A 26338-nucleotide genomic window follows, 5' to 3' on the forward strand; every position below is an offset into this window, starting at 1 on the left:
TATCTTTTAGGGCTTACGCAAAATCCCTTCCTTTCCTGCAGAATCGGAAGATTGGAAGGGTGGAAGTATGGATGCGGGTTCCGTCCTTCCCTGCCTTCCATCCGAATATTCGCTTTCTGCGTAAGTCCTGTCTTTAAAAGTACCCACTAAGACGAAATCTCTTGGAGGCAACTTCTGATATAAGGCACATCATCCACCCACAAACTATCAACACCACCGGATTTCTGCGGCGAGACCGCCCAAGCGACATCCTTTGCTGTCTGAATAAACCCAGCCTCCACGACAATCCCATTCTCACGAAGTTGCTTGATTTGCCGCGTAACAGCGCGTGTGAAAGTGTTATAGAGTCCGAAGTGGTTAATACCACTCCACCCTAAGATGATGCGGTTTGCGTCAATAGCAGCGGCAGCCTTGAGGAAATTTGCCATCGGATTGATGAGAATCGCGCTCGTCTGTAACTTCGGTTCTAAACGCTTGGCATCCACAAGCAGATGCTTTCGGAGGTAGAAAGTAAGAATGCTAACGAGGTGAACAACCTCGAAATGGTGGATCCGTTCTATAATGATAGGAAGTAGTTCGGGAACATCTGACTTCGGTTCAACGAAACACGGCATCTGATTTTCGCGTGTAAATCGGAGGGCATCATCAAGGTGTGCAACGGGTTCGTCAGAGGTTTCCATTGTCAGCTGCTGTACCTCTTTCCAAGTGAGTTGACTGAGTGGTATTGTACATCCGGTGGCTTCTCGAATGTTGTACTGGTTGAAACCTACGTGAATTAGCACAGGTTGCTTGTCCTGGGTGAGACAGACATCAAACTCATAACCATCGGCACCGTCTGCTAATGCTTGCTTGAAAGAGGTAAGCGTATTTTCCGGTGCACGCCCCATGCCGCCTCGATGTGCCAAGAGTTGAATTTTCATAACGCATTGCTCAATTACTGTCAATTACCGGTGGATATTTCCCGATAGCCCGTAATGCCATTCTCATATTCAGAAGACATCGTTCCCCGCCCTTAATTCAAACTCCGCGATAATATCTTCGGCTGGTTTTCCCCAACGATGCACCAAAATAGCAATCCCTTCAAGACGTTTGGTGTTCAGAATTGTCAACCGGTTTACAAGTTCTTGATACTCTGACAACTCCGTATCACTCAAAGTTTCATCTTCACGTTTGCATCGCAACTGCCAATACCGCCGATTCTCTTTTTTAGGCAATAGTAAATTTGCCCGTATAGATGCTAACACCTCGGCATCCGAGGCTTCAGGATCAACATCCTCACCTACTTCTGCTTCTTGCTGTCGTTGCCATTCTACAAATTTTTGAGTGAATTCATCCAATTCGACCGGCGATAATTGTTTAACACCACTCAGCAAATGTTCTACTTTTAGTTCCGTTGGATTCTCAATACTTGCCATCACTATTCCTCCTGCAAACATTTGATAAGCATTGTGTGCACAACCCAATTCAAGCCTTCTTATGCCACATCTGCTCAAAGTTATCCTGCGGGGCAAAACCTAAGATGCGTTTCGTTTTGACATTCGAGAACTGCTGATGCGGCAGATCTGCAAAGATATTGAAAATCTCACAGCGGGACGGAAGTGCTTCCAGATCAATTTCCAAGCCGAGTCGGAACGCTTCACCCGCGTCCCGCCAACTGACAGAGAAGGGATTGAGATCTGTGCCTTCCGCTTGGTCCTCGTGCTCCCGGAAACTGAGGAACAGGTAACAAAGCACATAGATGTCGTAATGCTCAGTGAAGACTTTACAAATTTCCTGTCCGAGTCCCTTCGTCAACGGATAGAGCCCGGTGCTTGTGTGCGGTGGAACATCAGGGTTAATTTCGTAATCGTAGGTGGTATAATCATCTCCTTGGATGGTGAAATGCGGTCCGGTGTTGATGACCCTGCGGATACCGTGTTCCACAGCGGCGCGCATCGTATTATAACACCCACGCGTGCTGACATCAAAAGCTAACTGCCTATCGTGCCGAAGCACAGAGCAGTTGAGGATTGCGTCCATTCCCTCAGCAGCGCGCATGACCTGATCCAACGAACCGACATCAATATGCATCGATTCGTGCTTCGTCTCAAGGTCGTTGATGTCTGTGACCCGCAAAGTATAGTAAGGTTCCAATGCTTTGACGACATGCGGTCCGAGGTAGCCGTTACCGCCTAAAATGAGAACTTTCATTTTTTTAATTATAGCCTCCTTGAAAAACGTCGCGATTCGGAGGGGACGCCCCCTACCGAGGTGATGGTACAAATTGCGGTTCAAATTTCAGATGCCCCTTGGCTTTCCCAATCAAGAAACGGGAACCCGGAAATTCTGACTGGACATGAAAAATTCGCCACGGTGAGGGCGATTCAAGCGCGCCTTGAAACGCAGCGACAGCATCGTTCATCTCAAGCCACATCGAATCAAACTCAGCGGTGGCAGCAGCATCAGCAGTAATGAGATTACCGAGGCGAAGGCATGTTACGTTGATTTTACCTTCGCGACCGAACTCTCTACACGTGAACTCACCGAGATGCTTTGAAAGCACAAAACTATCAACAGAGGGACGGGGTCGCCAACTCTCCGTAACCGTCCAGTCTTCACCGTGCTGCTCGAAGAGGCGGAGCGTGCTTGCGTAAATGACGTGTTTTACACCTTCCTCGGATGCCGCCATCAGTAGGTTATAAGTGCAGCGCGTCTGATAATCAATAGCGTAATTATCGGGTTGGTCAGCTTCAGCAAGAAGGGTAGGCGGGACCTCGGCGATGTGGATAATCGTATCCATGCCGCGCACCAGTTCGTTGGTCTCCTCCCCGTGCCCAAGTTCGCTTTGTACAAACGTTCCTTCAACATTTTCAACGGGGTGCAATTCCGTTAAGCGGAGCGTATGCGTTTCCGACAACGCTGCTGCCACGTTGCGCGCCAGTTCAGAACCAGCGGAGGTAATTAAGATATTCATTTTTCAATTATTCCTTGCGGTTAAACAGTGTAGGTTTTAACTTTAGTATGCCTTTCTTATATCCGCTCTTCATTTCATTGCAAGCTACGCATTTTGTTCTACAAGGCATCTCGAATCTTTGCCGCAATGTTGCCAATCTCCTCTATATCTCCTTCGCTCGGTCGCCACGGCAAGCGAAGTGGGTCCCCTTCCCATCGCGGAATCAAATGAAGATGGAAATGGAAAACGGTCTGAAATCCTGCGGCTTCATTTGACTGAACGAGGTTAAGCCCATCAGCGTTCAATGCTGTCCGGATCGCGTTTGCGAGTGGGATCGCGGCTTGCATAATTTTACAACCTACCTCTGTGGGCATATCAAAGATATTTCGATAGTGTTGCTTCGGTATAAGGAGGGTATGCCCCGGGTTTGCGGGAGCAATATCCATGAATGCGAAGACGTGTTCATCTTCGTATACTGTGGCTGCCGGGATGTCGCCAGCAACAATCGCACAAAATATACAATCCATTACGTTGCTTCCTTAACGTGAGTTTGATAATAGCATATTGTAGCGCAAACTTTCCAGTTTGCGCCCATAGCACACAAACTCGAAAGTTTGTGCTACAGCGGTCGAAAGGTGGACCTTCGGAGAAAGAACCTATTATCAAACGCACATCATTTATTATCAAATTGGCGTTTCCTTAGACGCAATCTTTGTAGATATTTTAGCAAATTTGGCATAGAAAATCAACCGGAAACCTATCCCTGAAAAAACAAGAAAAACCGCACGACGCTGGCGAGGTTTCAAACCTCGTCAGCAAAGGGAGCTGCGTAAGCCCTGTTAGATATGGTGTAAAAACAGAAAAAGGAATTAAGCGAGCTGCGGAAGGGATGAGAAGGATTCACGGGGTCTGCCGTAGCATCCCCCGTTTGTTGAGATTTATTTACTATTTCCGTTTTGGGAGAGCGTTGATAGCATACCATAGCAGCGTTGCAAGACCACGGCGTTGATGACTGGTCGACCGCGGGCGTCTATAGTGGATGCTACCGTGCCTACACCCCAAGGCATTATAGAGTGTAGTCCTTTTCGCCTTTACCAGTTTTAAAGCCTCCGAGACCGTCAATTTTGACACTTCAAAACCCTCCAAACGTTTTAACTTATGGCATTTAACGGAAAAAATGTCTATCGGGTACAAACATTAGTGTAGGAAAACCCAACCTAATAGATTTTGAGACGCATAATAATGGAAAAAGGTTTAACAATACTACATTATTGTAAATTTTAGGCACTCACGTTCCCTAACGATACGTTTTAAACCCAGCCTCCACACGTCGCTTGTGATAGAGGTTTAGTACATCTCCCTCAACGCGTGCAGTTACCCGCCTGCCACCACTGAAGGTTACTTGGAATTGCGTATTGGAATCTTGGATGATTTCTTCGGTCTCTGATAAAGGTACATCTTTTTCCGCTGCCCACTCCTGAATTAGTTTTGCGAGGGAATCCGCGTTAATCGGTGCGGATGTTGTGTCCTTCAAATCAATACTGAAAGCCGGTACATTCTTTTTGACATAGTTGAACCACCGCGCGGTCCTTAGGAACGGCACGAGTGCCTGCAACGCCTCAGCAGTACCAATTCGGCTCAACGCCTCTGAAGAGAAGCCTCGTACATACGCCGACTCGCTCACCAATGCTTCCCGCAATGCCGGGATAGCTTCTACTGCATCAGGTCCAATACGCGTCAACGCTTGCGCCGCAAAAAACGCTAAATCTGTGTCTTCACGATCTTCCAAAACTCGTACTAATGCTGGAACGGTTTTCGATACCGGTTCCTTAACCATACCCAATGCTGAAGTCGCATGCCGACGAACCTCTTCTGATTCATCCGTTAGCAACGCAATAAGTCCATCAACTGCCTCTGCTGCGACCGGACCCATTTCACCTAAGGCATACGCGGCAGAAGCGCGGACGTTTTCGCGTTCGTCTTCCAATGCGGCTATGAGTGCAGGGACACCCGATGCGCCAAGCGCAGCGAGTCCGTGTGCAGCATCACAGATATGGAGAATCGGCTCCATATCAAACACCTCTTTCTCCACAGCGAGTGCGTCGATGAGCGGATCAACAGCAGGTTTTCCGATGGCACCAAGCGCATAGATGGCGTTCCGTCGCAGCGGTTCATAATCATCCTTAAGCGCATCAACAAGTGCTGGAACAGCATTAGCAGCACCTTCCCGCATGAAGCCTAAAGTGTTAGCGGCTTCCATACGAGCAGTTGTGTTGTCTGTTTTCAGTGCTGCAACTGCTGCGTCTATATCCATCGCGGCATTCGGACGGTCGGTTTTATATAGATCGGTTTTCCCATACATCCAATTCCATATATAGGTCCAGAGGATCTCGGCATCGTAAGGAACATGGTTGACTTCGGGGAGTTGCCAGATGGGAGATTCGCTGTCCCATGAAGGTGCCGTCGGTTGCTCGGTACGCATAAAAACAAACTTCATGCCGTAGCGATTCAGAGGAACATAGTTCTGAAGGAACGAATGCACCATATCAAAGTGCATAATCCACACGGTGCCGAGTTCACCGGACATCGGAACAAGGTTGCGATTCAGGAAATTCTCCGAGAGCAGTCGTGTGCCATTTTCGCCTTCTGCATGGACCTCGTGACGTTGGCGTTCGCCATCCAGCATAAATTCTCGGATGTATTGCGTTCCGGGTATGATGCAGGTCGGTCCCTGCTCAGCGAGACAGGGTTGGGGATAATAGAAGAGAATTGCCCAACGCGGGGTTCGGTGGCGGGGTCGCTTGCCACCGGCATGTCCATCCTTGTGAAGCGGCATCATCAACCGCTCTTTGCCGTTCTCTTTTCCACTCGGTGTGCTTCCCGAAAAATTAGGATGGCAGTGCCGATGCGGATGCATGACATATCCGTTTCCCAAAATGCTGGTGAGTGCGCCACGTACCTCTGGCGACTCCAAAACGAATTGAAGTTCCGGGACTAACGGTAGAATGTTGTTGAGTGGATTGTGTTGCCCATCACCTCGGAAATCTATTGCACCGGCGAAGAGTTCATCCGTTTTGTCGTAGATAGTTTCGTGGATGTGTGTCGGTAGGTCAGCAGTGACGTTGACATACCCGTTGACGATGAAATGACGAATCTGTTCATCGTTTAAAAGATTTCGTTTCACTGTTGTCATATCACCTCTTTTTTAGTACCATGCTGCCTTATTGACGACGTTCAGCAACGGCTCACCTTCCGCGAACCGACGCGCGTTTTCTAAGAGAAGGTCAAATCGCCGTACCTCAATGTTCTCGGCATCCTTGACAGCAATATGTGGCGTTATTAACACATTGGGCAACTGCCAGAGTGGACTTTCGGCAGGCAAGGGTTCAGTTTCAAACACGTCTAAGCCGCATCCGGCAATAACGCCTTGTTCAAGTGCTGCAACAAGATCGGCAAGTTTTGTCGTCTTACCACGCCCGATATTAATGAAATAAGCGGTATCCTTCATCAGGGCAAAGCGATCTTTATGCCACATTCCCTCCGTTTCAGGTGTATGTGGTGTTGTGGTTATCACAAAGTCGGCAAGTGGAAGGAGTGTATCCAATTCATCGGGTTCGTGTTTTTCCACAAAAGGCACCTCATACTCCCACCGTGGATCAACGCCAATCACCTTCATTCCGAATTCGTTACAGAGCCGCGCGGTCTCATGTCCGATACCGCCAACCCCGACGACCAACACCGTCGCCTGAGCAAGATCAATGTATCCATTTTTGCGTGCGTTCTTATCCCAGACCCCTTCACGTTGTGCGTCCATATAATAGGGCAATCCACGCGAAAGCGCAAGCACGAACATCATAATATGCTGTGCGATATGGTCGTTGTAAATACCACGTGGATTACAGACGACGACTGGATGCTCAATCAACGCTGGATAATAGTAGCCCGGGAAGGGACCTGCGGCAGGATTTTGTAACCATTTTAAATTCTCCGCCAACGGCAGTTGTTCCGGTGACACCCAACCGTAGACAGCATCTGCATTGGGAAGATGTTCAGCCACTGCGTCGTCTGTCTCGGGTAAGACGAAAGTGTAGACAGGCAATTCGTTGTGAAGACGTTCAGCCCATTCGTGAGATTCCGCGTTCTGTGGCGGCATCATTATGAGTTTTGGCACGGTTTTTTGTTCCTCTCTGTAATTTTTTCCCTATTTTAGCAGAGTAGCAGCAGAAAATCAAGTTAAACGAAGAAAACAAAAACGTTGATTCCCACATACTGATGTGATAGAATAAATCACAGTTTCGCGCCAAGTGCTATCTATACGACCCGCAACCTATTACAAGAAACAGACAGAAAACTGAGGGAGAAGATGAGAACTTTCGGCACCCGAGGTCCCGTGGATCCCGAGAAAAACTTCATTGTCCATCGCACCGATGAAATTGCGGATTTCATCAACCGTGTCAAGGAAGGGCGTTATATAGTTATTTTTGCACCACGCCAAACGGGCAAAACGACCTTCTTCTATCGCGCACTTGATAAACTCATAGACGAAGACGAAACTTACTTCCCCATTCAACTCGATTTTGAAGAATATAAAAACCGATCAGTTTCGGACTTTTACAGGTACTTATACGAAGATATTCGCGAAGAAATTGAGGTCGTTCTCCAAAAACGTGGAAACTCGATTTCTGAGGTGCTAATGCACTTTCTGGAAAGCACACAGATAAGCGACCACGTTTTGATGCGAAGGTTCTTTAGCAACCTCGCGAGGTTGCTAAAGGGGCAACGGGTTGTCCTCATTATAGACGAGTTCGATGGCATTCCAAAGACGGTTGTAAGTGATTTTCTGTATTCGCTCCGCCGCATCTATGTCTCCCGAACCACGCCGCAGTCACCTTACAGTCTCAGCATCATCGGTGTGAAAAATATCAGACAACTTAACTACGACAGGTCAATCTCACCGTTCAATATTCAGGATGAATTCACTTTATCTAACTTCACGCTTGAACAGGTAGACGAATTGCTTAAACAGTATACGGAAGAAATAGGTCAAGCCTTCACTATGGAGGTCGTCACATCCATTCATAAACAGACTGGAGGGCAACCCTTTCTCGTTAATCGATTCGGGCAGATACTTACCGAGGAGATGGATATTCCCAAAACCGAGACGATAACGATAGCGCACTTTGCCAAAGCATATACGTATCTCCTTCGCGAAGCAAACACCAACATTGATCATCTGAGAACCAATGTTCGCAGAGATAGACGTTTTGGAGATATCCTGATGCAAATCGCTTCTTATGACAGAGGTTTGCCTTTCAACCCGGACGATGCCCTCATGAACGAACTCGTCACTTATGGGGTCATTACTGAAGGCAGAGACGGTATGTGTGAAATCGTTAACCCTCTCTATCAGCATCGCATCCTGCAGATATTCAAACCATTCGTGAACGGGCTTGAGGATACCTACTTCCCTGAAGACACCGACATAGGCTTCACGGATTACCTCACCTCAGAAGGAGATATTGATTTAGAATCGCTTCTTGATAACTTCCAAGCGTTTATTGCCCGTGCAGGCTTCAGGATCTTACAAGTGCCAGATACACCGCAAGAATACGTCGGGCAACACCTACTTTACGCGTATCTGGATCACTTTGTGCGTGTCGTTGGTGCGAACATGTTTCTTGAAGTTCCAACAGGACGTGGTAGGATGGATCTTCTCATCATTCACAACGCTCGAAAATACATCGTTGAAACAAAGATATGGGAAGGTGCCAGACGCTATGAAGTAGGTAAGAAGCAACTCACCGCGTACCTCAAACTTGAAGACGCGATGGCGGGGTACTATGTCATTTTCGATCACCGCCAAGCACCAGACTCCCGGGTAGAAACAGAAACTGTAGAGGGTGTGACGCTTCGGAGTTATGTTATTCCTGTCGTGCAAGAACGGCCTTCTGTTGTTACCTAATGCATGGGACCTTTTGGAAGGATGTGGAAGCGAAGTCCCGTGATTCCGAGCAAATTTCGTGTAGTATCAATGCCTTAATTTTTCAAAATTTTCGCTTGACATCTAAACAGAAACATGTTATGATTTGATATAGGGGATTGTCCGTTTTGGGCTTGAAAAATTTGAGGACGAGCTGCACACATTCTTGACAGGAGACTAATTTGTTTCTTACCTAACCCAACTAATAATGAGTCCGATGAGGCTTCCAATACCCACAACAATACTAATACCGAGGGCAAGGTTCGCGCGGTGCGTTGACGATGATTCAGAACGCCCTCCCATTTTTCCCTTTATCCAACTTACACCTTGCTCAAGTGAACCAAGGCGAGTATCCACGCGCTCCATCCAATTTAAAACGAGTCTTTGAAATTCTTGATTGTCCATCTGTGACTCCCTTAGTCCTAAAAGACTAAAACGAACTCCATTAGAAGTTTAGCACAATTCCACAGATAATGTCAAACTTTTCCTGAGTGTATGCGTGAAAGGTGTGATTTATGGGAACGCCGTTAAAAATCAACTTTGACAAAGGCACCCTCATCCTACAAGATGTTCCTGAGGCTCTTCAGACACACTTACCTGACATCCGCTGGGATGAACGTACGCTCACCTTCCGCGCGCCCGCCTATCGCTATCGGCACATCGTCTCGCAGCTGCGTGCGCACGACATTCCGTATCAAGACACTGCAAGACAGTTCACAGTTGAACGCTTCACGCACCAAAAATTACTTACGCCTTACCCCTATCAGATTGAGGCGATTGACGCATGGCATGCCAACGGTAAACGAGGTGTCGTAACCCTCCCTACAGGTGCTGGTAAAACCTTCATCGCTATCCTGCTTATCGCCGACACGCAGCGTCCTACACTGGTACATGTGCCGACGATTGACCTTATGCACCAATGGTACACTGTGCTGACCGAATACTTTGGACAAGAGATAGGACGCTATGGTGGCGGCTATCATGAATTGCGAGATCTCACCGTGACGACGTACCAATCGGCTGTCATGCACGCCCCTTACTACGGCAATCGGTTCGGCTTCGCCATCTTCGACGAATGTCACCACTTACCGGGGGAACAGTATCAGTACGCCGCAATCAGCAGCATCGCTCCCTTTCGTCTGGGGTTGACAGCCACACCTGAACGGGTTGATGGGAAAGAGAGTCGGCTCTATGCCCTTGTCGGTGAATGCTGTTATGAGGCACAAGTGCAGGAACTCTCCGGAAAAACGCTCTCTGAGTATCGTGTCGTAACGATTGCGGTTGAGATGGAAGACACCGAACGGGTCCAGTACGAGGAAGCGCGTCGTACTTACCTAAACTTCCTTAAGCAGGCGAGAATAAACATGGGTTCCCCGCGCGGATGGCATACATTCCTCTGGAAAGCCTCACAAACGGATGAAGGACGCGATGCTTTCAAAGCGTATCTTACACAGAAGCAGCTCAGCTTTGCCTCAACAACAAAACAAGAGTGGGTATGGAAACTGATTCAAAGACATCGCGGCGATCGAATCCTCATATTTACGCAGGATAACGACACGGCGTATCAACTCGGCACACGTTTCTTCCTACCAGTGCTAACACATCAGACGAAACCCAAAGAACGGAACGCTTTTTTAAACGGCTTTCGCGACGGCACCTATTCTATCCTCGTCACCTCAAAAGTGCTAAATGAAGGCGTAGATGTGCCGGAGGCGAATGTCGCTATTATTGTCTCTGGAAGTGGAAGTGTCCGAGAGCACGTACAGCGATTGGGACGTATCCTCCGTAAACGAGAAGGCAAACAGGCGGTGCTTTACGAACTCATCTCCAAACAGACAGGTGAACATTTCGTCAACAAGCGACGTAGACAACACCACGCTTATAGGGCAAAGTAGTAGTGCCGTAAACCAAAATATCATGCTTACCAAAGACCTACTCCGGTATAAAATTCAGAAGGGACAAATCTATCCCGAATTTGTAAAACCTACCGATCACCAACTGTTGGCAACCGCCGAACAATTAATCGCTGTCTTTGAAGCGTCACCAGATACACAACGTGCAACACTCTTGGAGTCCAGCAAGCATATTATTGATAGCACACCCGGAACACCTATAATCAAGCGTGGACTCGAAAAACTGTTGTTAGATCGGACAGAGTTTGACACCGAACCGAATGAAGAATTAATCGCGTTTCGGCACAAACTCTTTACAGAAACAAGCCGTCTGCTTTCACAGGAGCATTTCGAGGATTACACAGACTATCAAGGCAAAGTATCACAAATAATGGCAGATGAATCGTCTACAGAAGAAGTGGAGCTGAGTGCTAAACTCTATGCAGACCTGCCGAGTTGCCAACCGGTTTTGACATTTAACACGCTTTCGGCTGAACGGTTACTTCATCGCTATAACGCGGCGCAAGTCCAAGGGTTGCTCCTCCACTGCGACACCCTCACGCTAAAACTTGCCGATTCTATGACAGCCGAACTCCGTCAACTGTTCAAGTATCTGAGATTCAACCAACTGCTCTCCACAATTCGGAAAGAGAGAACCGACGACAAAGAAATCTATCAGATTACGGTGGATGGACCGCTTAACCTCTTTTACAAAACGAAGCGTTACGGTATGAATCTGGCGAACTTCTTCATGGCAGTGCTGCATCAACCCAAATGGGAACTCACTGCGGAGATTCAGTTCCGAAATAATCGACGTTCTCAGTTATCACTTGATGAATCGTGCGGTATCAAACCGATCTCGCAACAATTCCTCGCCTACATCCCAGAAGACATCCAACTTTTTCAGGCGATGCTCCGTAATAAAACCGACGATTGGCAGATCCGTCCCGGAAGCCAGTTCATGCCTTTACCGGGCGATTTCTATTGTTTCCCAGACTATCATCTCGTCCACAAAAGTGGTGTGGAGACTGCTATCGAACTGTTTCATCCGTGGCATCAAGGACATCTTATCGCTCGACTCAATACATTCGCTGACCAAACCGACGTGTCCCTGATTCTTGGTGTTTCAAAGGAACTGGAAAAAAATCCACTTATTGCCGAGGCACTGGAAGCATCAACATATTTTTCACAATTCGGCTTCACGTTCCGAGATGTTCCGACGATGCGCGCCTTGCTCCCAATCTTGAATTCACTCGTGTCGGACGGTAACGAGGCAAAATCTGAAAAATGAACACCGCAGAATTAAATTCTAACCTAACCGCAACACCAAATGAGGTAGGACTTTCAGCGGAACGGCTTGAGTGCATCTTCACCACCACGCAGCAGTTTATTGATGAAGAACGACTCGCTGGCGCGGTCACGGTTGTGGCACGGCGGGGTAAGGTAGCGCACTTCAAAGCACACGGTATGATGGACGTTGCAGCGAACAAACCGATGCAAACAGATACTATTTTCCGTATCTACTCAATGACCAAACCGATCGCTGCAGTGGCAGTAATGATGCTCTGTGCGGAAGGGAAACTACAACTCGATGCACCGGTTTCCGTGTACCTCCCCGAATTAGGTGGGTTGAAAGTCGCCTTGGATTCAGATGCTGATACACTCACGTTGGTTGAAGCAGATCGGGATATGACCGTCAGAGATTTGATACGTCACACCTCCGGATTGCCCGGTGCTGCCCGATACATGGCAGGGCAAACTGCCGTAGATAAATGCTACCGAGAGGAGGGTTTACATCTCCTACATGAATGCAACTTACAGGAAATGGTTGAGCGACTCGGCAGGATTCCACTGTTATATCAACCTGGAACAAAATGGCATTACAGCATCGCTGCAGACGTTTTAGGACGGCTGATTGAGGTGGTTTCTGATCAGCCTTTCGATGTGTTCTTAGCCGAGCAGATCTTCCAACCGTTGGGTATGGTAGATACCGGATTTTACGTCCCGCCAGAGAAAATTGACAGATTTGCGCGGATGTATGGTCCAAAGCCGGACGGAGACTTGCAGACTATTGACGCACCGGAGGGCGGAACGGGTCACGTATCCAAAAATAGTTTTACAGAGAAACCAAAATTCTTATCCGCTGGTGGCGGTTTGGTCTCTACTGCTGCTGACTTTGCCCGGTTTTGTCTGATGCTTTCAGGTAAAGGCACACTCGCTGGAAAACGGTTAATAACAGCAGAGTCCGTGGAATTGATGACACGCAACCATCTATCAGAACATCTGATACCGCTCGACAAAAAACCGGATAAACGTTATGCTGGACTCGGTTTTGGACTGGGTGTCTCGGTGCGTGTGCAGAAGACAGATTGGGTGCCTGCCTCCCAAGTCGGCGAATACGGTTGGATCGGTGGAGCAAGCACAGAATTCTGGATTTCGCCGCGAGATGAATTGGTAGTAATCACACTTGCGCAGCACATTCCTTTTTCCGAACTGAGTGAAAGGGTCAAGCCACTCGTTTACGACGCAATTTTAGAAGAAACGCCTGATGTACACCTTACCTTTCACCGCGAGGCAAACTAAAGACTGATAACCGACAATCACTAAAACATGATTATCAAAAACAATCCTGAACACATAAGCACAGACGAGATTGTCCTGTTTCCTTTCGATGACTACAGCATTCCGTTCCAACACGGTGTTCGGTTACACCTCGTGCCTTACAGAGCCGGTGTTGATCGCACCCAAATTGTGCTCCATCCCGGTCCTCTCGGTGCACCAGACAGTTCCCGTGTTATCTACTATGGATCTGTCCAGCGTGTTGGCGACGAACTCTGGATGTGGTACTTAGCACAAGGCGATGACGATAGTTGGCACCATCGGGTCTGCTTCGCAAAGAGTCATGATGGATACAACTGGGAGAAACCAGAACTCGGACTGGTAGAATATAACGGCTCAACCCGAAACAATCTCGTGGACATACAAGGCGGACAATACCACATTCAAGCGTGTGTCGTGTATTATGAACCGGATGACCCCGATCCTGCGCGTCGGTTCAAAGCCATCATTGAAACCTCCAAATATACCCCAAAATTCGCAGTTATGTTCAGTGAAGACGGACTCCGATGGCACGAGGCTGAACGGCATCCAAACCCACCATCCTGTGAAATGTCCGGTCTCACGAAATTCAACAGCTGCTACTATCTAACTGCACATGGCGGTAGCCATATAGGGCCCACACGACAGATGGTAATATATGCCTCTTACGACTTTGAACACTGGATCGAAGCCTCATGTTTGGGTTTTCGGCGGGGTAACATCCCACCAAGACCCGTGGTATACGGTGCACACCAAGGCGAACAGGTACACCTCGGTGCAGCACTGTGGAACCGCGGGAATGTGATTCTTGGTCTTTATGGGCAGTGGCACGGACCGGAAAATAACGATCGCCGACATGTGACAATGGATCTCGGGTTAGTTGTCAGCAACGACGCGCTTCACTACCGAGAGCCGATTCCAGATTTTCAGATGGTAGAGGCAGCGGAGGACGACTTTGAACATTTACCGACACCGATGAATTTCAAACACGCCGCACTTATGCAGGGACAAGGCTTTGAAAACGTTGGCGACGAGACACTCTTCTGGTATGCCCCCTGGCCAGAGCAGCTCAGCAACGGGGTCCGGATCGCAACGTGGCAGCGCGATCGACTCGGTTACTTTCAGGTAGCAGACATGACGCGGAAAACAGCGCAGCCACCACACGTGATTTCAGCACCTATTGACCTTGAAGGACAACTTTGCACAGTGTCCTTGAACGTTGATGGATTGTCCGAGTATAGTCAGGTTACAGTTGACATCTTAGACGAACGTTTCCAACCGCTTGAAGGGTATTCCAGAGAAGACTGTCATCCTCTTACGTCAGGATTTCATGAAAAAGTGAAGTGGAAACGGGGTGAACGGGTTAAAGGAAAAGAAACGATCCGTGTTCGACTCAATTACACAGGGATTCGTCCAGAAGATCCGAAGGTTTACGCGATTTACGTGAAAAAAGCAGGGAGACCTTGATTTCAATCCCATCTTCTGCTAAAATGTAACGGAGAGATGGAGGGAAAAATTATGACTTTTCTATATGGACTAAACAAGTTACGCCTTTGCGCGCTACTGTTAATCACGGGTTTGATTATCTGCCTTACCGCGTGCGGTCCGAAAGCGATTCCCTATTCACAAAGTTCGGAGGCACCTGAACCGAATGCTGTCGCTGTCGCGCATTATAATTGGGGCATAGCGTATGCCGATGAAGGCAATTTCGGACAAGCCATCATGGAACTCAGCTTGGCAATCCAGAGCGAACCGGGGTGGGTAATGCCATTTTTCACATTAGGCGTTGTCTATGGCAATCAAGGAGAACTCGATCGAGCCATCCAAGCGTGGGAGCGTGCTACTCAGTTAGACGCTGATTTCGCGAAAGCACATTACAATCTCGCTGTCGCCTATTCACATAAAGCAGAGAAGGCACTCTCAATCGCCTCGTTGCGTGAGGCAATTCGTTTAGACAAGGCGGCATTTTCCTCTGCGAAAACGGAACCTGCCTTTGACAACATTCGTAACACACCGGAATTCCAAGAATTAGAGAAAGTCACTGAACCCAATGAGTAAGGTCTCAGCGACAAAATATGGCACGCTACACAACCCTTTCAGCCCCAGAAGTCGCGCATATCGTCGCAAAATATCCGATCGGAACACCGATAAAACTTGAGGAGATTGCCGGTGGATTTGGAAACAGCAACTTTAAGTTGACAACCACAGATGGTGAGTTTCTGCTCAAAATTTGCGATGAGAAAGACTCGACAGAGCTCGACATGCAAATAGCGTTGTTGCAGCACCTCTACGTGCACGCGTACCCGACGGTGTATCCGATCCTAACGAAAGATCAGAAACCGCTTACGCATGAGACATTCGGCAGCGTAATGCTCTACCCCTTCCTGCGAGGGAAGCAACCACACCCCTCACCGAACACGCTGGCACAACTCGGCGAGGCACTGGCAAAATTGCACTGCATCCCACCCATTTCAGGGTTGCCCCGTTTTGCAATGGGAATCTCACAAATGACCCCTTTTTTTAAGGAGGTTCAAGGCACAGAATTTGCCACGCACCCGTTTGTTAAATCGCTGAAATCACAATTAGAATCAATGGAACCACAACTCACCGGATCACTCCCGACGGGGCTTCTACATGGAGATCTCTTTTTGGACAACACCCTCTTCGACAGCGATGAAATGGTAGCAATCCTTGACTTTGAGGAGGGATGTCACGATACTTTACTAATCGATGTTGGAATGACACTCATTGGGTGCTGTTACACATCGCAGCACCAATTAAATCTTGAGGCTGCACAGCGGTTTTTAGATGCCTACAATGCCTTGCGACCTTTGACAGAGAATGAATGGCAGTCCTTAGACTGTTTCGTTCACTACGCGGCCCTCTCTATAGCCTTTTGGCGATTCAGACAATTCAATATCCGTCGTCCAGATGTACACCGCGCAAATACCTATAAGGAAATGATTACCCGCAGCGCCGAATGGCAGTCTTTATCTGATAGATTGTTACCCAAGTTCTCTTAACTGACAACCGACAACCGACAACTGACAACTATTTGGAATATGTCTTTAATACGATTAGAACACGTCACCAAATTGTACGATCCAGACTTAATTCTGGACGATATATCGGTCGCAATCGAGCATGGCGACAGAATTGGATTAATTGGCCGTAACGGAACCGGAAAAACAACCTTAATTAAAATTATTAACGGTATGCTTGCCAATTTTAAAGGGAAAGTCGTGTCCGCGAAAGGATTGCACATCGGCTACCTTAGCCAAGAACCTGAACTTGCACGCGACTGTACCCTAAGGCAAGAGATGCTCAAAGTCTTTGAAAAACAGCGAGCACTTGAAGATAAGATGCTCCTCCTTGCGGAGGAAATGGAGACAACAGAAACACCAGATCTCTTAGCAGAATATGCTCGGATTCAGGAACAGCACGAGAAACTCGGGGGCTACGATTACGAACACGAAATCAACCGCATTCTCGGCGGCTTAGGTTTCAGTGATATAGACTTCAATCTTCCGATTCAGGTGCTGAGCGGTGGACAAAAAAGCCGAGCAACACTTGCCAAGTTACTCCTTGAAAAGCCCGATCTACTACTTTTCGATGAACCTACGAATCACCTTGACATCAACGGGATCGAATGGCTTGAAAACTATCTCAACATCGAATATAACGGCGCAGTCCTCGTCGTCTCTCACGATCGGTATTTTTTAGACAAGGTTGTCCGAAAGGTTTGGGAACTCGAAGAACATAAGATAAAAATTTACCGTGGGAACTACTCCAAGTATGTTGAAACCAAACAGGTCGAACAATTAGTTGGGGAACGGGAATTTAAAAGACAACAAGCGTATATTGCACACGAAGAGGAATTTATTCGTCTCAACATTGCAGGACAGCGCACACGAGAAGCACAAGGCAGACGGAAAAGACTCGCGCGATTGGAGAGAGTCGAAAAACCGAGGAGCGACGCGCCCACTCTCAAACTTAACTTTACACCTGACGCGCGCGGCGGAAACGATATCCTCCGATGCCAAAATGTTGGCAAAACATTTGGCGACAAGGTTATTTTTACAAACCTGAATTTTGAGGTATATCGTCGCGATATTATCGGAATTATCGGGGCGAACGGTACCGGAAAAACAACGCTCTTCCGAATGATTTTAGGTGACGAAGCACCAACACAAGGCGAAATGTGGGTAGGCCCCACGCTCAAATTCGGCTACTATACCCAAGAATTGGAAGGACTCAACCCAGATAATGAAATCATTAACGAAATCTGGGCACTTCGACCAAAGCAGACACAGGGCGAAATACGAAACTTTTTGGCGAAATTTTTATTCTCCGGTGATGATGTATTCAAACGGATTGGGAATCTGAGTGGAGGAGAGCAAAGCCGTATCCTCCTCGCGAAACTGTTATTAGAGAACGCGAATGTCCTACTGCTTGATGAACCGACCAACCATCTTGACATCCCAGCACGCGAGGCTTTGGAAGCAGCACTGGCAGAATACCCAGCAACGCTCTTCATCATCTCCCACGATCGGTACCTGCTAAACAACCTTGCGACAAAATTGCTCATCTTTGATGGTAAATCCGGAGGAACTGCGGAACTTTTTGAAGGCAACTACGCCGAGTACATAGCACAGCAGCAAAAAACCTCTCAAGCGGATCAACTACAGAACGAAGACAACCCAAAAATAGAAAATACGCAAACTGGTTCACCGAAACGTAAGTCGAAATCAAAGCGAAAGCGGAAAATAAAAGCACAGCGTCTCGTGGGCAGCAATTAAAGAACCGCCAATTTTGTGAAAAATGCAGATAATTTCAGCAAAATACCGAATTTTCCCCAGAAAACATGCTAAAACTAACATTCTTTCATTTTAATTTGACATTCAGATAAAATCCGCGTATAATTATTACGTCGTGTATACGATGGAAAATGTATCTGATATAGGACATATTAATTTTTTTAGATTATATCCTTAAAAAACGCTCTATACTGTCAACTTTTAACAGCAAGTTTTGACTTGCAAACCATGCCAGATAATGTCTAAAGACCAAGAATTCCACAATGAAATTGATGTCGTAATGCGTGTGATGCATCATGCGCAAGCGGCTGTCAAATCCAGGTTTATTCAGGAAGTCGTTCCCAACCGTCTGACGATTGTCCAGTTTAACGCGCTACAACACCTTCATTGGTATGGCAGCGAGGCTGGTATGTCAGTGAGTGAACTTGGTGAGCACTTGGGTCTCGCCCATAACACAACATCTGGCTTAGTGAGCCGTCTTGAACGGCACGGTTGGGTAATCCGTCGTAAATGTGAGAAGGATCGGAGACGTGCACGGATTAAACTCACGCCGCAGTCTGAACAACTTTTCCGAGAACGTGTAGAACATGCGACGAGCTTTTGGCAAAGCACCTTCGGGCAGCTATCCACGCAAGAGCAAGAAAACCTGATTGAAAGCCTGAAACGGCTGAAACAGGTGATGGCAAAACCGGTGTGGCCAAGTTACGCGCAGTTACATCCACGCGACGCAGACCACCTACAAAAACGATTTGAAGCGGATTTGGACGAACTTGCACAAGCAAAACTGAAGCTTGTCGGATTAAGATTGATCCTCGCGCAAATCGCGGAAAAGCGCAATGAACATGAACTTGCAGCGTACTTAAACCAAGCCGCCTCCGAAGAAATACGTCATACGAACCAGCTGTTAGCACGCCTTGGATATGGTGAGAATTTCGAGAAACTACTTTCATCACTCGTTCATGAAGACAAGTTAGTTTACGAGGAATTACTCTCCTTGCTCGAGACGAATCCCCATGCCAAAGAAGATGAGGAATTGATATTCCTACAACAGATGGCTCAAGATAGCCAAAGATATAGACGTTGGTTTCGCAGTATCCATAAACAAACGAATCAGTGACTTCTATTTTGTCAACAGCCACCTGAGTTTCTGGCTTCCATTTCGATCGGCTTGAAAGCCTCACCGAAAGTCAGAACCCGCTTTCCCGGCTGATGACGCTTAAGAGGAGAACATGCAGTCCCAAAGTTCTGAAAGCTTGCCTCCAGAATGTTACGATGACAACGAACTAATTGAGCGATTTCAACACGGCGACACCGCCGCATTTGATATGCTCTTCACCCGCTACCAAAAACGCACCTACCGTTTGGTGCAACGCTTCGTCTCAAACCCGGAAGATGCATCAGATTTAACACAAGACGCCTTCATACGCGCGTATCAAGGATTAGGCGACTTTAAAAGCCAATGCCAGTTTTACAGTTGGCTTTACCGAATCACGGTGAATCTTTGTATCGATTTCTTAAGGAAAAAGGCAAGATCAGAAGTGCTCTTGTACGATTCCGAGGAATCTGATGAACTGCCGATGGCGAACATCCCGGACCTTCGCTCAGAATCGCCAGCAAAAGCGGCCGAGAATAAGGAGTTGAGGGCTCACATCCGGAAAGCCGTTCGTCGCCTCCCTCCAAAGCAACGGCAAATCTTCATTTTACGACACTGGGATGGATTATCACTTAAAGATATTGCGGCTACCGTTGGGAGATCCGACGGAACAGTCAAAGCGCATCTGCTCCACGCGCATCGTAACCTTCGTAGGCATCTCCGCGGTTACCTACGAGAAACAGATCGCTAAAAATTGTTGTATGCGCGCTTCCAAAGCGCGCATACCCCCCGGTGTAGGTAACACCCCAATTTTATAGTAAAATCCGAAAATAAGTTTACATTTTGAAAAAACGCGTCTTGCTTCATGAACCCTGTAGGAGGGAATTCCGATTCCCGACTCTTCTCCTAAGGGTGTATAAGTAATTACGGGATCTACTATAAAGTGTTTCACGTGTAGACAACAGAACTCAGCACTTCTCACGCGTCTGTTGTTTCATCTGCAAAGAGTGCTTCAACGAAATCTGCCCCCGCGAAATCCCTCAAATCGTCAAGTTTCTCACCAATACCAATCAGTTTGACAGGGGCACCAATCTCCGCATTTACCGCAATTACAATGCCACCCTTCGCAGTGCCATCCAGTTTCGTAACGGTGACTCCTGTAATCGGCACTGCATCATTGAAAATCTTCGCCTGCATCAGCGCATTTTGCCCCACCGTTCCATCAATGACAAGCAGTACTTCATGCGGTGCTCCAGTGTGTGCTCGTCCCATTACACGCCCGATTTTTGACAATTCATCCATCAGCGGTTTTTTGGTATGCAGCCTCCCCGCGGTATCTACAATTAGCACATCCGCGTTGCGATGCTTCGCTGCGTGAACCGCATCAAAGACAACAGCGGCAGGCTCAGCATTTTCGCCTCCCCGAATTAACTCCGCACCAGCACGCTCACACCAAATAGCAAGCTGGTCCTCCGCCGCCGCACGGAAGGTATCACCAGCGGCAACAACTACGTGTTGCCCGTTTCCTATAAAGCGACTCGCAAGTTTACCGATAGTCGTTGTTTTGCCTGCACCATTCACACCCAAAACTAAGATTGTATACGGTTTCTCATTCTCAATCCGCAGCGGAACATCCGGTCCAAGCAAATTCAAAATTTCCGATTTTATGACCGATCCCAATTCCGAAGAATCGCTTAATCCCTCTGCCTTGACTCTCTCCCTGACGTTATCCATCAGCGTCAATGTGGTATCAACACCTACATCCGATTGGATTAAAATCTCCTCAATTTCCTCCATCAAATCTTCGTCAATTTTTCTGCCAACCCGTAGAAGACCTGACAATTGAGACAGAAACTGGTCGCGTGTTTTCGATAAGCCGGACTTAAGCCGATTAAACCAGTTTCCCTGCTCATCTCCAGCATCGGATTCATTGTGGCTTTTATCACCACCTTTAAATAAATTTCTAAGCATTACCTTTCCTTTTTGATGTTTGTTTCGTATCTATAGCGATTAGCAGAAATCGTGCCTGCCGCTTTAATATAATACAGTAACAACACGCAAAAAGGCAACGAAAAGAGATAGGAGGATATCGCGTAAAAAAATCCGTATTCATACAAATTTCCTTGAAAGATTGGCTATCTTATGGTATACTACGAAATAAGGTTATAAGAGAGGAAGATTTTTTAATTTTTGTTTATCATCCTAAAGTTGAGGAATATATCATGTTAAAATTAAAATACACACGAAACCTACTCACTGCATTGGCGATAATTTTACTTTTTACCGCCTGCGCAGAAAAACAGTTAGATGAACTTGTGCAACAGACAGAAGAAGAAACCACGAATGCAACGGAAACAGAACCTGTCCAACCCGAAGAACCGGCAGCGGTAGCACTCCCCGGTTTGCCAGCAGATGTGGCAGGATATACACAGTGGCTGAAATTAAACGCAGCACCTATCCCTCCAGTCCCTGGTGGCGATCCACACAACGGCACAAAAAATGTTTACGTTAATCAAACACGTGATACCATCGCACCAAACGGTACCCAGCAGTTCCCTTATCCAGATGGAAGTATTGTCGTAAAGGACGCGACCCGCCCCGGTAAGGATTATATTGGGCTCATCGCGATTATGCGGAAAAAAGACGGTGTGGATCCTGATCACAACGACTGGGAATTCATTGAATATGTCCGAAACGCGGCGGATGATGAGTTCCGTGTCATCGCCAAAGATGGTGTCTGTTGGGGATGCCACGCCCGAGTCAAAGACATCGATTACGTGTTTACAGAACTTGAATAAGGAGCACCTTTTGAATCCACACAACAACCGCGTGAGGCACTTTCGTCATAACGCCTCACGACCAAAACCGTTGGGGGCATCACTGCTCTTATCGCTCGTGTTCATAGTTAGTGTTGCCCTCAGCATTTTTTTACCAACCGTGGTGGAGGCACGTCCTGAGTTTGCAACCGAACTTGAGAAGGAATGTAGCTTTTGTCATCTCGACCCAGCTGGTGGCGGCCCCCGAAATCGAATCGGCGAAATTTTTGAAGAGAACTATTTTGAATTCCCCGAGGATTTTGACATGGATGCCGTAAGCGAAGAAGCCAAGGAAATTGTCAAGCAACTCACAACTTCACTTGACTTCCAAACCGCTTTCATTAAGACAACACACGTTGACGAAGAGGAAAACGCCAGCGCTGGATGCAATTCATGCCATTCTTCGATTGACAGATTTCTGCTTATGCAAGCAGAAGTAACATTCAACGCGCAAGCCTCCGAGCATGTCCGACTCACCCTTTCCAACAACGCCGGAACAACAATGAACGCGTTTGCAACGGTAGATGCTATTCCAAAACATCTCTATGTCAAAGTCGGTCAATTCCGCCTACCGTTTGCTATCAAACAGAAGGACCACAACATCCTTGTCCGAGAAGGCTACGGACTCGGCTCCAACAAACGAGATGTCGGTGTTGAACTTGGGGGAAGTGCGGGGAAAGTTTTTTATAACGCGGCTTTCTTTAATGCCAACAATGCAGCAGCGAAAGGTGGACTTGGCACTCTCGGTGCGCAACTTGGACCAATCCGAGTCGGTGTTTCTACCCTATTTGAAAAACCGGGCGAAGACTGGGAACGACTCATCGGTGCGTTTCTCACTGCTTCCTATGCAGGCGTGAGTGTTGAAGGGGAATTCAATTTTGGAAACAGCGGAGAGGCAGTCTCCTTCGCACCGGATGCCGTTGATTCAAAAGGGTACTATATCGGCGCAAAATATCGCGTCCTGCCTCAACTCACTGTCTCGGGTCGGTACGGATTATTTGACCCAGATAGGACAATTAAAGGGGATGCAAGTCAGCGAGTGACACTCAGTGCCCAATACAATTTCATCGAAAATGGGGCAATCTCTATTTTCTATTGGGCAAACCTCGCGAACGCCGACCGTAGTAACGATGATACAATACAGGACAAAGGGACGCTACGTCAACTTCAAGGGACCGACCAGATTATCCTGATGTCGCGATTCTGGTTCTGACATATCCTTAAACTTCACCCACAAGAGTTTGCCTTTATCGAAATGCCAACGCGCTCAATACACTTCAAAACACATAGGGCCGGATGCGAAAATCCGTCCCTATGTGTTTATATTTACACATAACGTCACCTAAAGACATCTTATATACTCTTCCCAAGTATTAGTGATGTTTGAAATCTCTCCTGAACCTCACACTATTACGCCTTAAACGCTTAATATGACAGCAAAAGCTTGATTGGCATAAAAATTGCTTAAACGGTATTGCTTGAAACTTTAAAGTATCTTTTGTCCTCCCATATTCGTTATATTTGGCGTAACTTGCAAGTGATTCCAGCCTGCAATAACAGAAATTCTCAAGCAATGTAAAACACGAGTTAAATTGGGAGATCGCTTCTACAAAAAACCCCTTAAATTGCTCCGAATAAAAAGCCTATAATTACAGAATCCTTAGAGCGCAGGAGACACTTCTTATGGCAGCCGAACTTTCCAAAAATTCTCCGACAAACCCAAGGGACCGAAACCTGCTCTTAAAAAGTTTAATCGGTTTGGTTGGACTGATGTGCATCCTTCTCGGTGTCTGTATCTTCTATATTGTGCAAGGTAACATGCGTGCACGGACGCGATACAGTGTAAAGACCTTCACACCGCAAGGAGAGGTTCCACAATGGGCTGATTTCTCGATTACGTTCTCAGAGGCAATCATCGATAAGTCGCGTGTCGGAACTGAAGTTTCAGCAGAGGCACTTCGGTTTACGCCAGCCGTCCAAGGCACTGCCCGTTGGGCTGCGCGCGATAGAGTCGGTTTTTTCTTAGATGCGCCTTTGGCACCCTCTACACAATACACTGTCGAACTCAGACCAGAACTTAACCCATCCGAGACATTCCTACTCACCGGACAAAAAGAGTTTAAATTCGCCACCGAACCTTTCACCGTACAACAGACACGTATGGAGTTTACCTCTGACAATGAACATGTAACAGGGTCTGGCACAATAGCATTCAACTATCCTGTAACCATTGTCGACTTAAAGGCACACCTCTCCATTGAACTCGACGATGGAACAGAAGTTCCATATCAAATTGAAACCAGCACAGCAACAGCACGAACAGTAAGATTCAAAACAAAACGAATAAAACGCCTCAATACGAACCGAGAGATAAAGATTAGGGTCGAAAAGGGATTCAAGTGTACAGGTGGAAAAATTGGTTTGGAAAAACCAAGCACTACGCCCGTGATACTCCGAGGGAGAGGGACACTCGGTGTAACATATTCGGACGTTTGGGAAAGTGATGGTACACCCTATATTTCGGTCAGTTTCAATGCACCGGTACTCAGCGACACAATTGAACCGTATTTAGAACTTACACCGGCAGTGACATATAAGGTGACATCCGACTATCGAAACATAAGAATCCATGGCGATTTTAAGAGACGAACGACTTACACATTGAAGATTAGGAAAGGCCTGACAGCACGAAACGATGCCGTTTTAAAACAGGACTACACGACGCGGCTCAAAATTCCTGATATTAAACCGCAGCTCCGGTTTCTCGGTGATGGCTTCTTCCTGGCGAGAAAAGGGCAGCTGAATCTCGGTCTCGCAACGATTAACGTTGAACGCGTGGAACTCAATATTGAGAAAGTTTTTGCAAACAATCTCATCTATGTCTCGAAATTAGAGAGATGGAGTCGTTGGAGCAGGAATTTAGGTAAACCTATTCATACGGAAGTGCTTGATGTGTCTTCTCAATTGAATGAAGAGGTGACGACACCTATCTCTTTGGAGGAGTATCTCTCAGACGAACATGTCGGTATCTTCAAAGTTGTAGCACGAAACACACGAAACAGGTGGAACAGTGCACATCAATGGGTGCTCATCACGGATTTGGGAATTAGTGCTAAACGCCTCGGAGATAGACTGTATGTTTGGGTGAAATCCCTATCTACCGGTAAACCTGTACCAAGCGCACGCGTCAAACTCATCAGCGATAACAACCAAACACTGTTCAGTGGCACAACCAACTGGGCAGGATTCATTGAATTCATAGATGTCGCGGAGAAGACAGAAAACTTCACACCCTTTATGATCACTGTCGAGAAACGCGATGATCTTGCTTTCATTCAATTGGACCGGCATGAAATCGCAACAGCAGATTTCGACATCGCTGGTTCCACCTATCTACAAACAGGTTACGAAGCATTTCTTTACACCAGCAGGGGTGTCTATCGCCCGGGTGAAACTGTCCAACTCGCTGGTATTGTCCGAGGACCGAAGCATAAAACACCACAACCACTCCCTACGCGAATCGAAGTTATCTCCCCCGATGGTAGAATTTTGCGAGAGTTAAGGCAGCAAACAAACAAAAGCGGTGCCTGCGATGTGCAAATTCTTATTCCTGATTATGCCCTGACCGGCAGCTACATTGCCAAGATGCGGATTGCTGATCGGGTCGTTGGAAGTGCACAATTTCAGGTTGAAGAATTTATGCCCGATCGAATGAAAGTTTCTATAACAGTGGACAAAGCCGATTATAAACTCGGAGATGAACTTGACCTTGAAGTCACTGCTGTTAATCTATTCGGTCCGCCAGCTGTAGGGCGGAAGGTGCAAGTTGCATGCGAATTGGAAGCGGGCCCGTTCCTAACAGACAATGTACTACAAGGCACGGATGCCAAGAAATGGCACTCGTTCGTCTTCGGAAATACCGGTTCAAATTTTGAGAAACAGAGAATTGAGTTGGGAGAAGGCAAAACTGACACAGCGGGTAAGGCGCACTACCAATTTACGATTCCTGCAACATTGAAAGCTCCCTCCTTGCTAAACGGGATTCTGACAGCAACCGTCAGTGAAGTCGGTGGCAGAGCGGTCACCGCTTCACACCGAGTTGTTATCCACCCATACTCACATTATGTTGGACTCCGGCAGACAACGACGGGAGATATAAAAATTAACAAACCGCTTCATTTCGACTACGTTGCTATCAACGATGCAATGG

The 26338-nt window shown here is 47.2% G+C and carries 22 protein-coding genes; 13 read left to right on the forward strand and 9 right to left on the reverse strand.

The features are described 5' to 3' along the window. Positions 1-146: 146 nt before the first annotated feature. From OXH39_11420 to OXH39_11450, 7 genes are all read right to left on the reverse strand, one after another. A complete protein-coding gene (locus OXH39_11420; GenBank protein ID MCY3551058.1) occupies positions 147-920 on the reverse strand; it encodes a glycerophosphodiester phosphodiesterase in 774 nt (257 codons plus the stop codon). A gap of 69 nt (positions 921-989) precedes the next feature. Next, positions 990-1415, reverse strand: coding sequence for a hypothetical protein (locus OXH39_11425; GenBank protein ID MCY3551059.1), 426 nt, complete (start codon positions 1413-1415; stop codon positions 990-992). Positions 1416-1464: 49 nt separating this feature from the next. Then, positions 1465-2190: an NAD(P)-dependent oxidoreductase gene (locus tag OXH39_11430; protein ID MCY3551060.1), complete on the reverse strand. Its 726-nt coding sequence runs from the start codon at positions 2188-2190 to the stop codon at positions 1465-1467. Between the two features lie 52 nt (positions 2191-2242). Further along, positions 2243-2953: an NAD(P)-dependent oxidoreductase gene (locus OXH39_11435; protein ID MCY3551061.1), complete on the reverse strand. Its 711-nt coding sequence runs from the start codon at positions 2951-2953 to the stop codon at positions 2243-2245. A 98-nt stretch (positions 2954-3051) separates the two neighbouring features. Further along, a complete protein-coding gene (locus OXH39_11440) occupies positions 3052-3459 on the reverse strand; it encodes an HIT family protein (GenBank protein MCY3551062.1) in 408 nt (135 codons plus the stop codon). A 770-nt stretch (positions 3460-4229) separates the two neighbouring features. Further along, positions 4230-6125 (reverse strand): HEAT repeat domain-containing protein, encoded by a 1896-nt coding sequence (locus OXH39_11445; GenBank protein MCY3551063.1) that lies wholly within the window; start codon positions 6123-6125, stop codon positions 4230-4232. Positions 6126-6137: 12 nt separating this feature from the next. Beyond that, positions 6138-7103 (reverse strand): D-2-hydroxyacid dehydrogenase, encoded by a 966-nt coding sequence (locus OXH39_11450; protein MCY3551064.1) that lies wholly within the window; start codon positions 7101-7103, stop codon positions 6138-6140. Between the two features lie 192 nt (positions 7104-7295). Here OXH39_11450 and OXH39_11455 point away from each other — a divergent pair, with 192 nt between their 5' ends. Then, positions 7296-8894 (forward strand): AAA-like domain-containing protein, encoded by a 1599-nt coding sequence (locus tag OXH39_11455; protein MCY3551065.1) that lies wholly within the window; start codon positions 7296-7298, stop codon positions 8892-8894. Between the two features lie 207 nt (positions 8895-9101). Here OXH39_11455 and OXH39_11460 read toward each other — a convergent pair whose 3' ends face one another. After that, entirely contained in the window at positions 9102-9317 is a 216-nt protein-coding gene (locus tag OXH39_11460; GenBank protein ID MCY3551066.1) for a hypothetical protein, read from the reverse strand. Positions 9318-9427: 110 nt separating this feature from the next. Here OXH39_11460 and OXH39_11465 point away from each other — a divergent pair, with 110 nt between their 5' ends. From OXH39_11465 to OXH39_11505, 9 genes are all read left to right on the forward strand, one after another. Next, positions 9428-10807, forward strand: a complete 1380-nt coding sequence (locus OXH39_11465) for a DEAD/DEAH box helicase family protein (protein MCY3551067.1) — start codon at positions 9428-9430, stop codon at positions 10805-10807. 22 nt (positions 10808-10829) lie between these two features. Continuing rightward, positions 10830-12095, forward strand: a complete 1266-nt coding sequence (locus tag OXH39_11470; protein MCY3551068.1) for a DUF790 family protein — start codon at positions 10830-10832, stop codon at positions 12093-12095. After that, entirely contained in the window at positions 12092-13387 is a 1296-nt protein-coding gene (locus tag OXH39_11475; protein ID MCY3551069.1) for a serine hydrolase, read from the forward strand. The genes OXH39_11470 and OXH39_11475 overlap by 4 nt, the downstream gene beginning before the upstream one ends. 27 nt (positions 13388-13414) lie before the next feature. Continuing rightward, entirely contained in the window at positions 13415-14869 is a 1455-nt protein-coding gene (locus OXH39_11480; protein MCY3551070.1) for a hypothetical protein, read from the forward strand. A 51-nt stretch (positions 14870-14920) separates the two neighbouring features. Further along, on the forward strand, positions 14921-15460 hold the full coding sequence (locus OXH39_11485; GenBank protein ID MCY3551071.1) for a tetratricopeptide repeat protein: 540 nt from the start codon (positions 14921-14923) through the stop codon (positions 15458-15460). Between the two features lie 17 nt (positions 15461-15477). Next, entirely contained in the window at positions 15478-16425 is a 948-nt protein-coding gene (locus tag OXH39_11490; protein MCY3551072.1) for a homoserine kinase, read from the forward strand. A gap of 39 nt (positions 16426-16464) precedes the next feature. After that, positions 16465-18201 carry an ABC-F family ATP-binding cassette domain-containing protein gene (locus OXH39_11495; protein ID MCY3551073.1) on the forward strand — a complete coding sequence of 579 codons (1737 nt, stop codon included), beginning with the start codon at positions 16465-16467 and terminating at the stop codon, positions 18199-18201. 256 nt (positions 18202-18457) lie between these two features. Beyond that, positions 18458-19336, forward strand: coding sequence for a MarR family transcriptional regulator (locus OXH39_11500; GenBank protein MCY3551074.1), 879 nt, complete (start codon positions 18458-18460; stop codon positions 19334-19336). A gap of 112 nt (positions 19337-19448) precedes the next feature. After that, positions 19449-20063 (forward strand): sigma-70 family RNA polymerase sigma factor, encoded by a 615-nt coding sequence (locus OXH39_11505; protein MCY3551075.1) that lies wholly within the window; start codon positions 19449-19451, stop codon positions 20061-20063. A 227-nt stretch (positions 20064-20290) separates the two neighbouring features. Here the strand turns inward: OXH39_11505 and ftsY are convergent, their stop codons facing one another. Further along, positions 20291-21283, reverse strand: coding sequence for a signal recognition particle-docking protein FtsY (ftsY, locus tag OXH39_11510; protein MCY3551076.1), 993 nt, complete (start codon positions 21281-21283; stop codon positions 20291-20293). A 251-nt stretch (positions 21284-21534) separates the two neighbouring features. On the opposite strand from ftsY, the gene OXH39_11515 reads away from it, so the two are divergent. From OXH39_11515 to OXH39_11525, 3 genes are all read left to right on the forward strand, one after another. Next, entirely contained in the window at positions 21535-22110 is a 576-nt protein-coding gene (locus OXH39_11515; GenBank protein ID MCY3551077.1) for a cytochrome P460 family protein, read from the forward strand. 10 nt (positions 22111-22120) lie between these two features. Next, complete coding sequence (locus OXH39_11520) at positions 22121-23341, forward strand: hypothetical protein (protein ID MCY3551078.1); 1221 nt, start codon at positions 22121-22123, stop codon at positions 23339-23341. A 470-nt stretch (positions 23342-23811) separates the two neighbouring features. Further along, the coding region (locus tag OXH39_11525; protein MCY3551079.1) for an MG2 domain-containing protein at positions 23812-26338 on the forward strand (2527 nt) is incomplete at its 3' end.

The sequence above is a fragment of the Candidatus Poribacteria bacterium genome (genome assembly GCA_026702755.1).
In the GTDB taxonomy this organism is placed as follows: domain Bacteria; phylum Poribacteria; class WGA-4E; order WGA-4E; family WGA-3G; genus WGA-3G.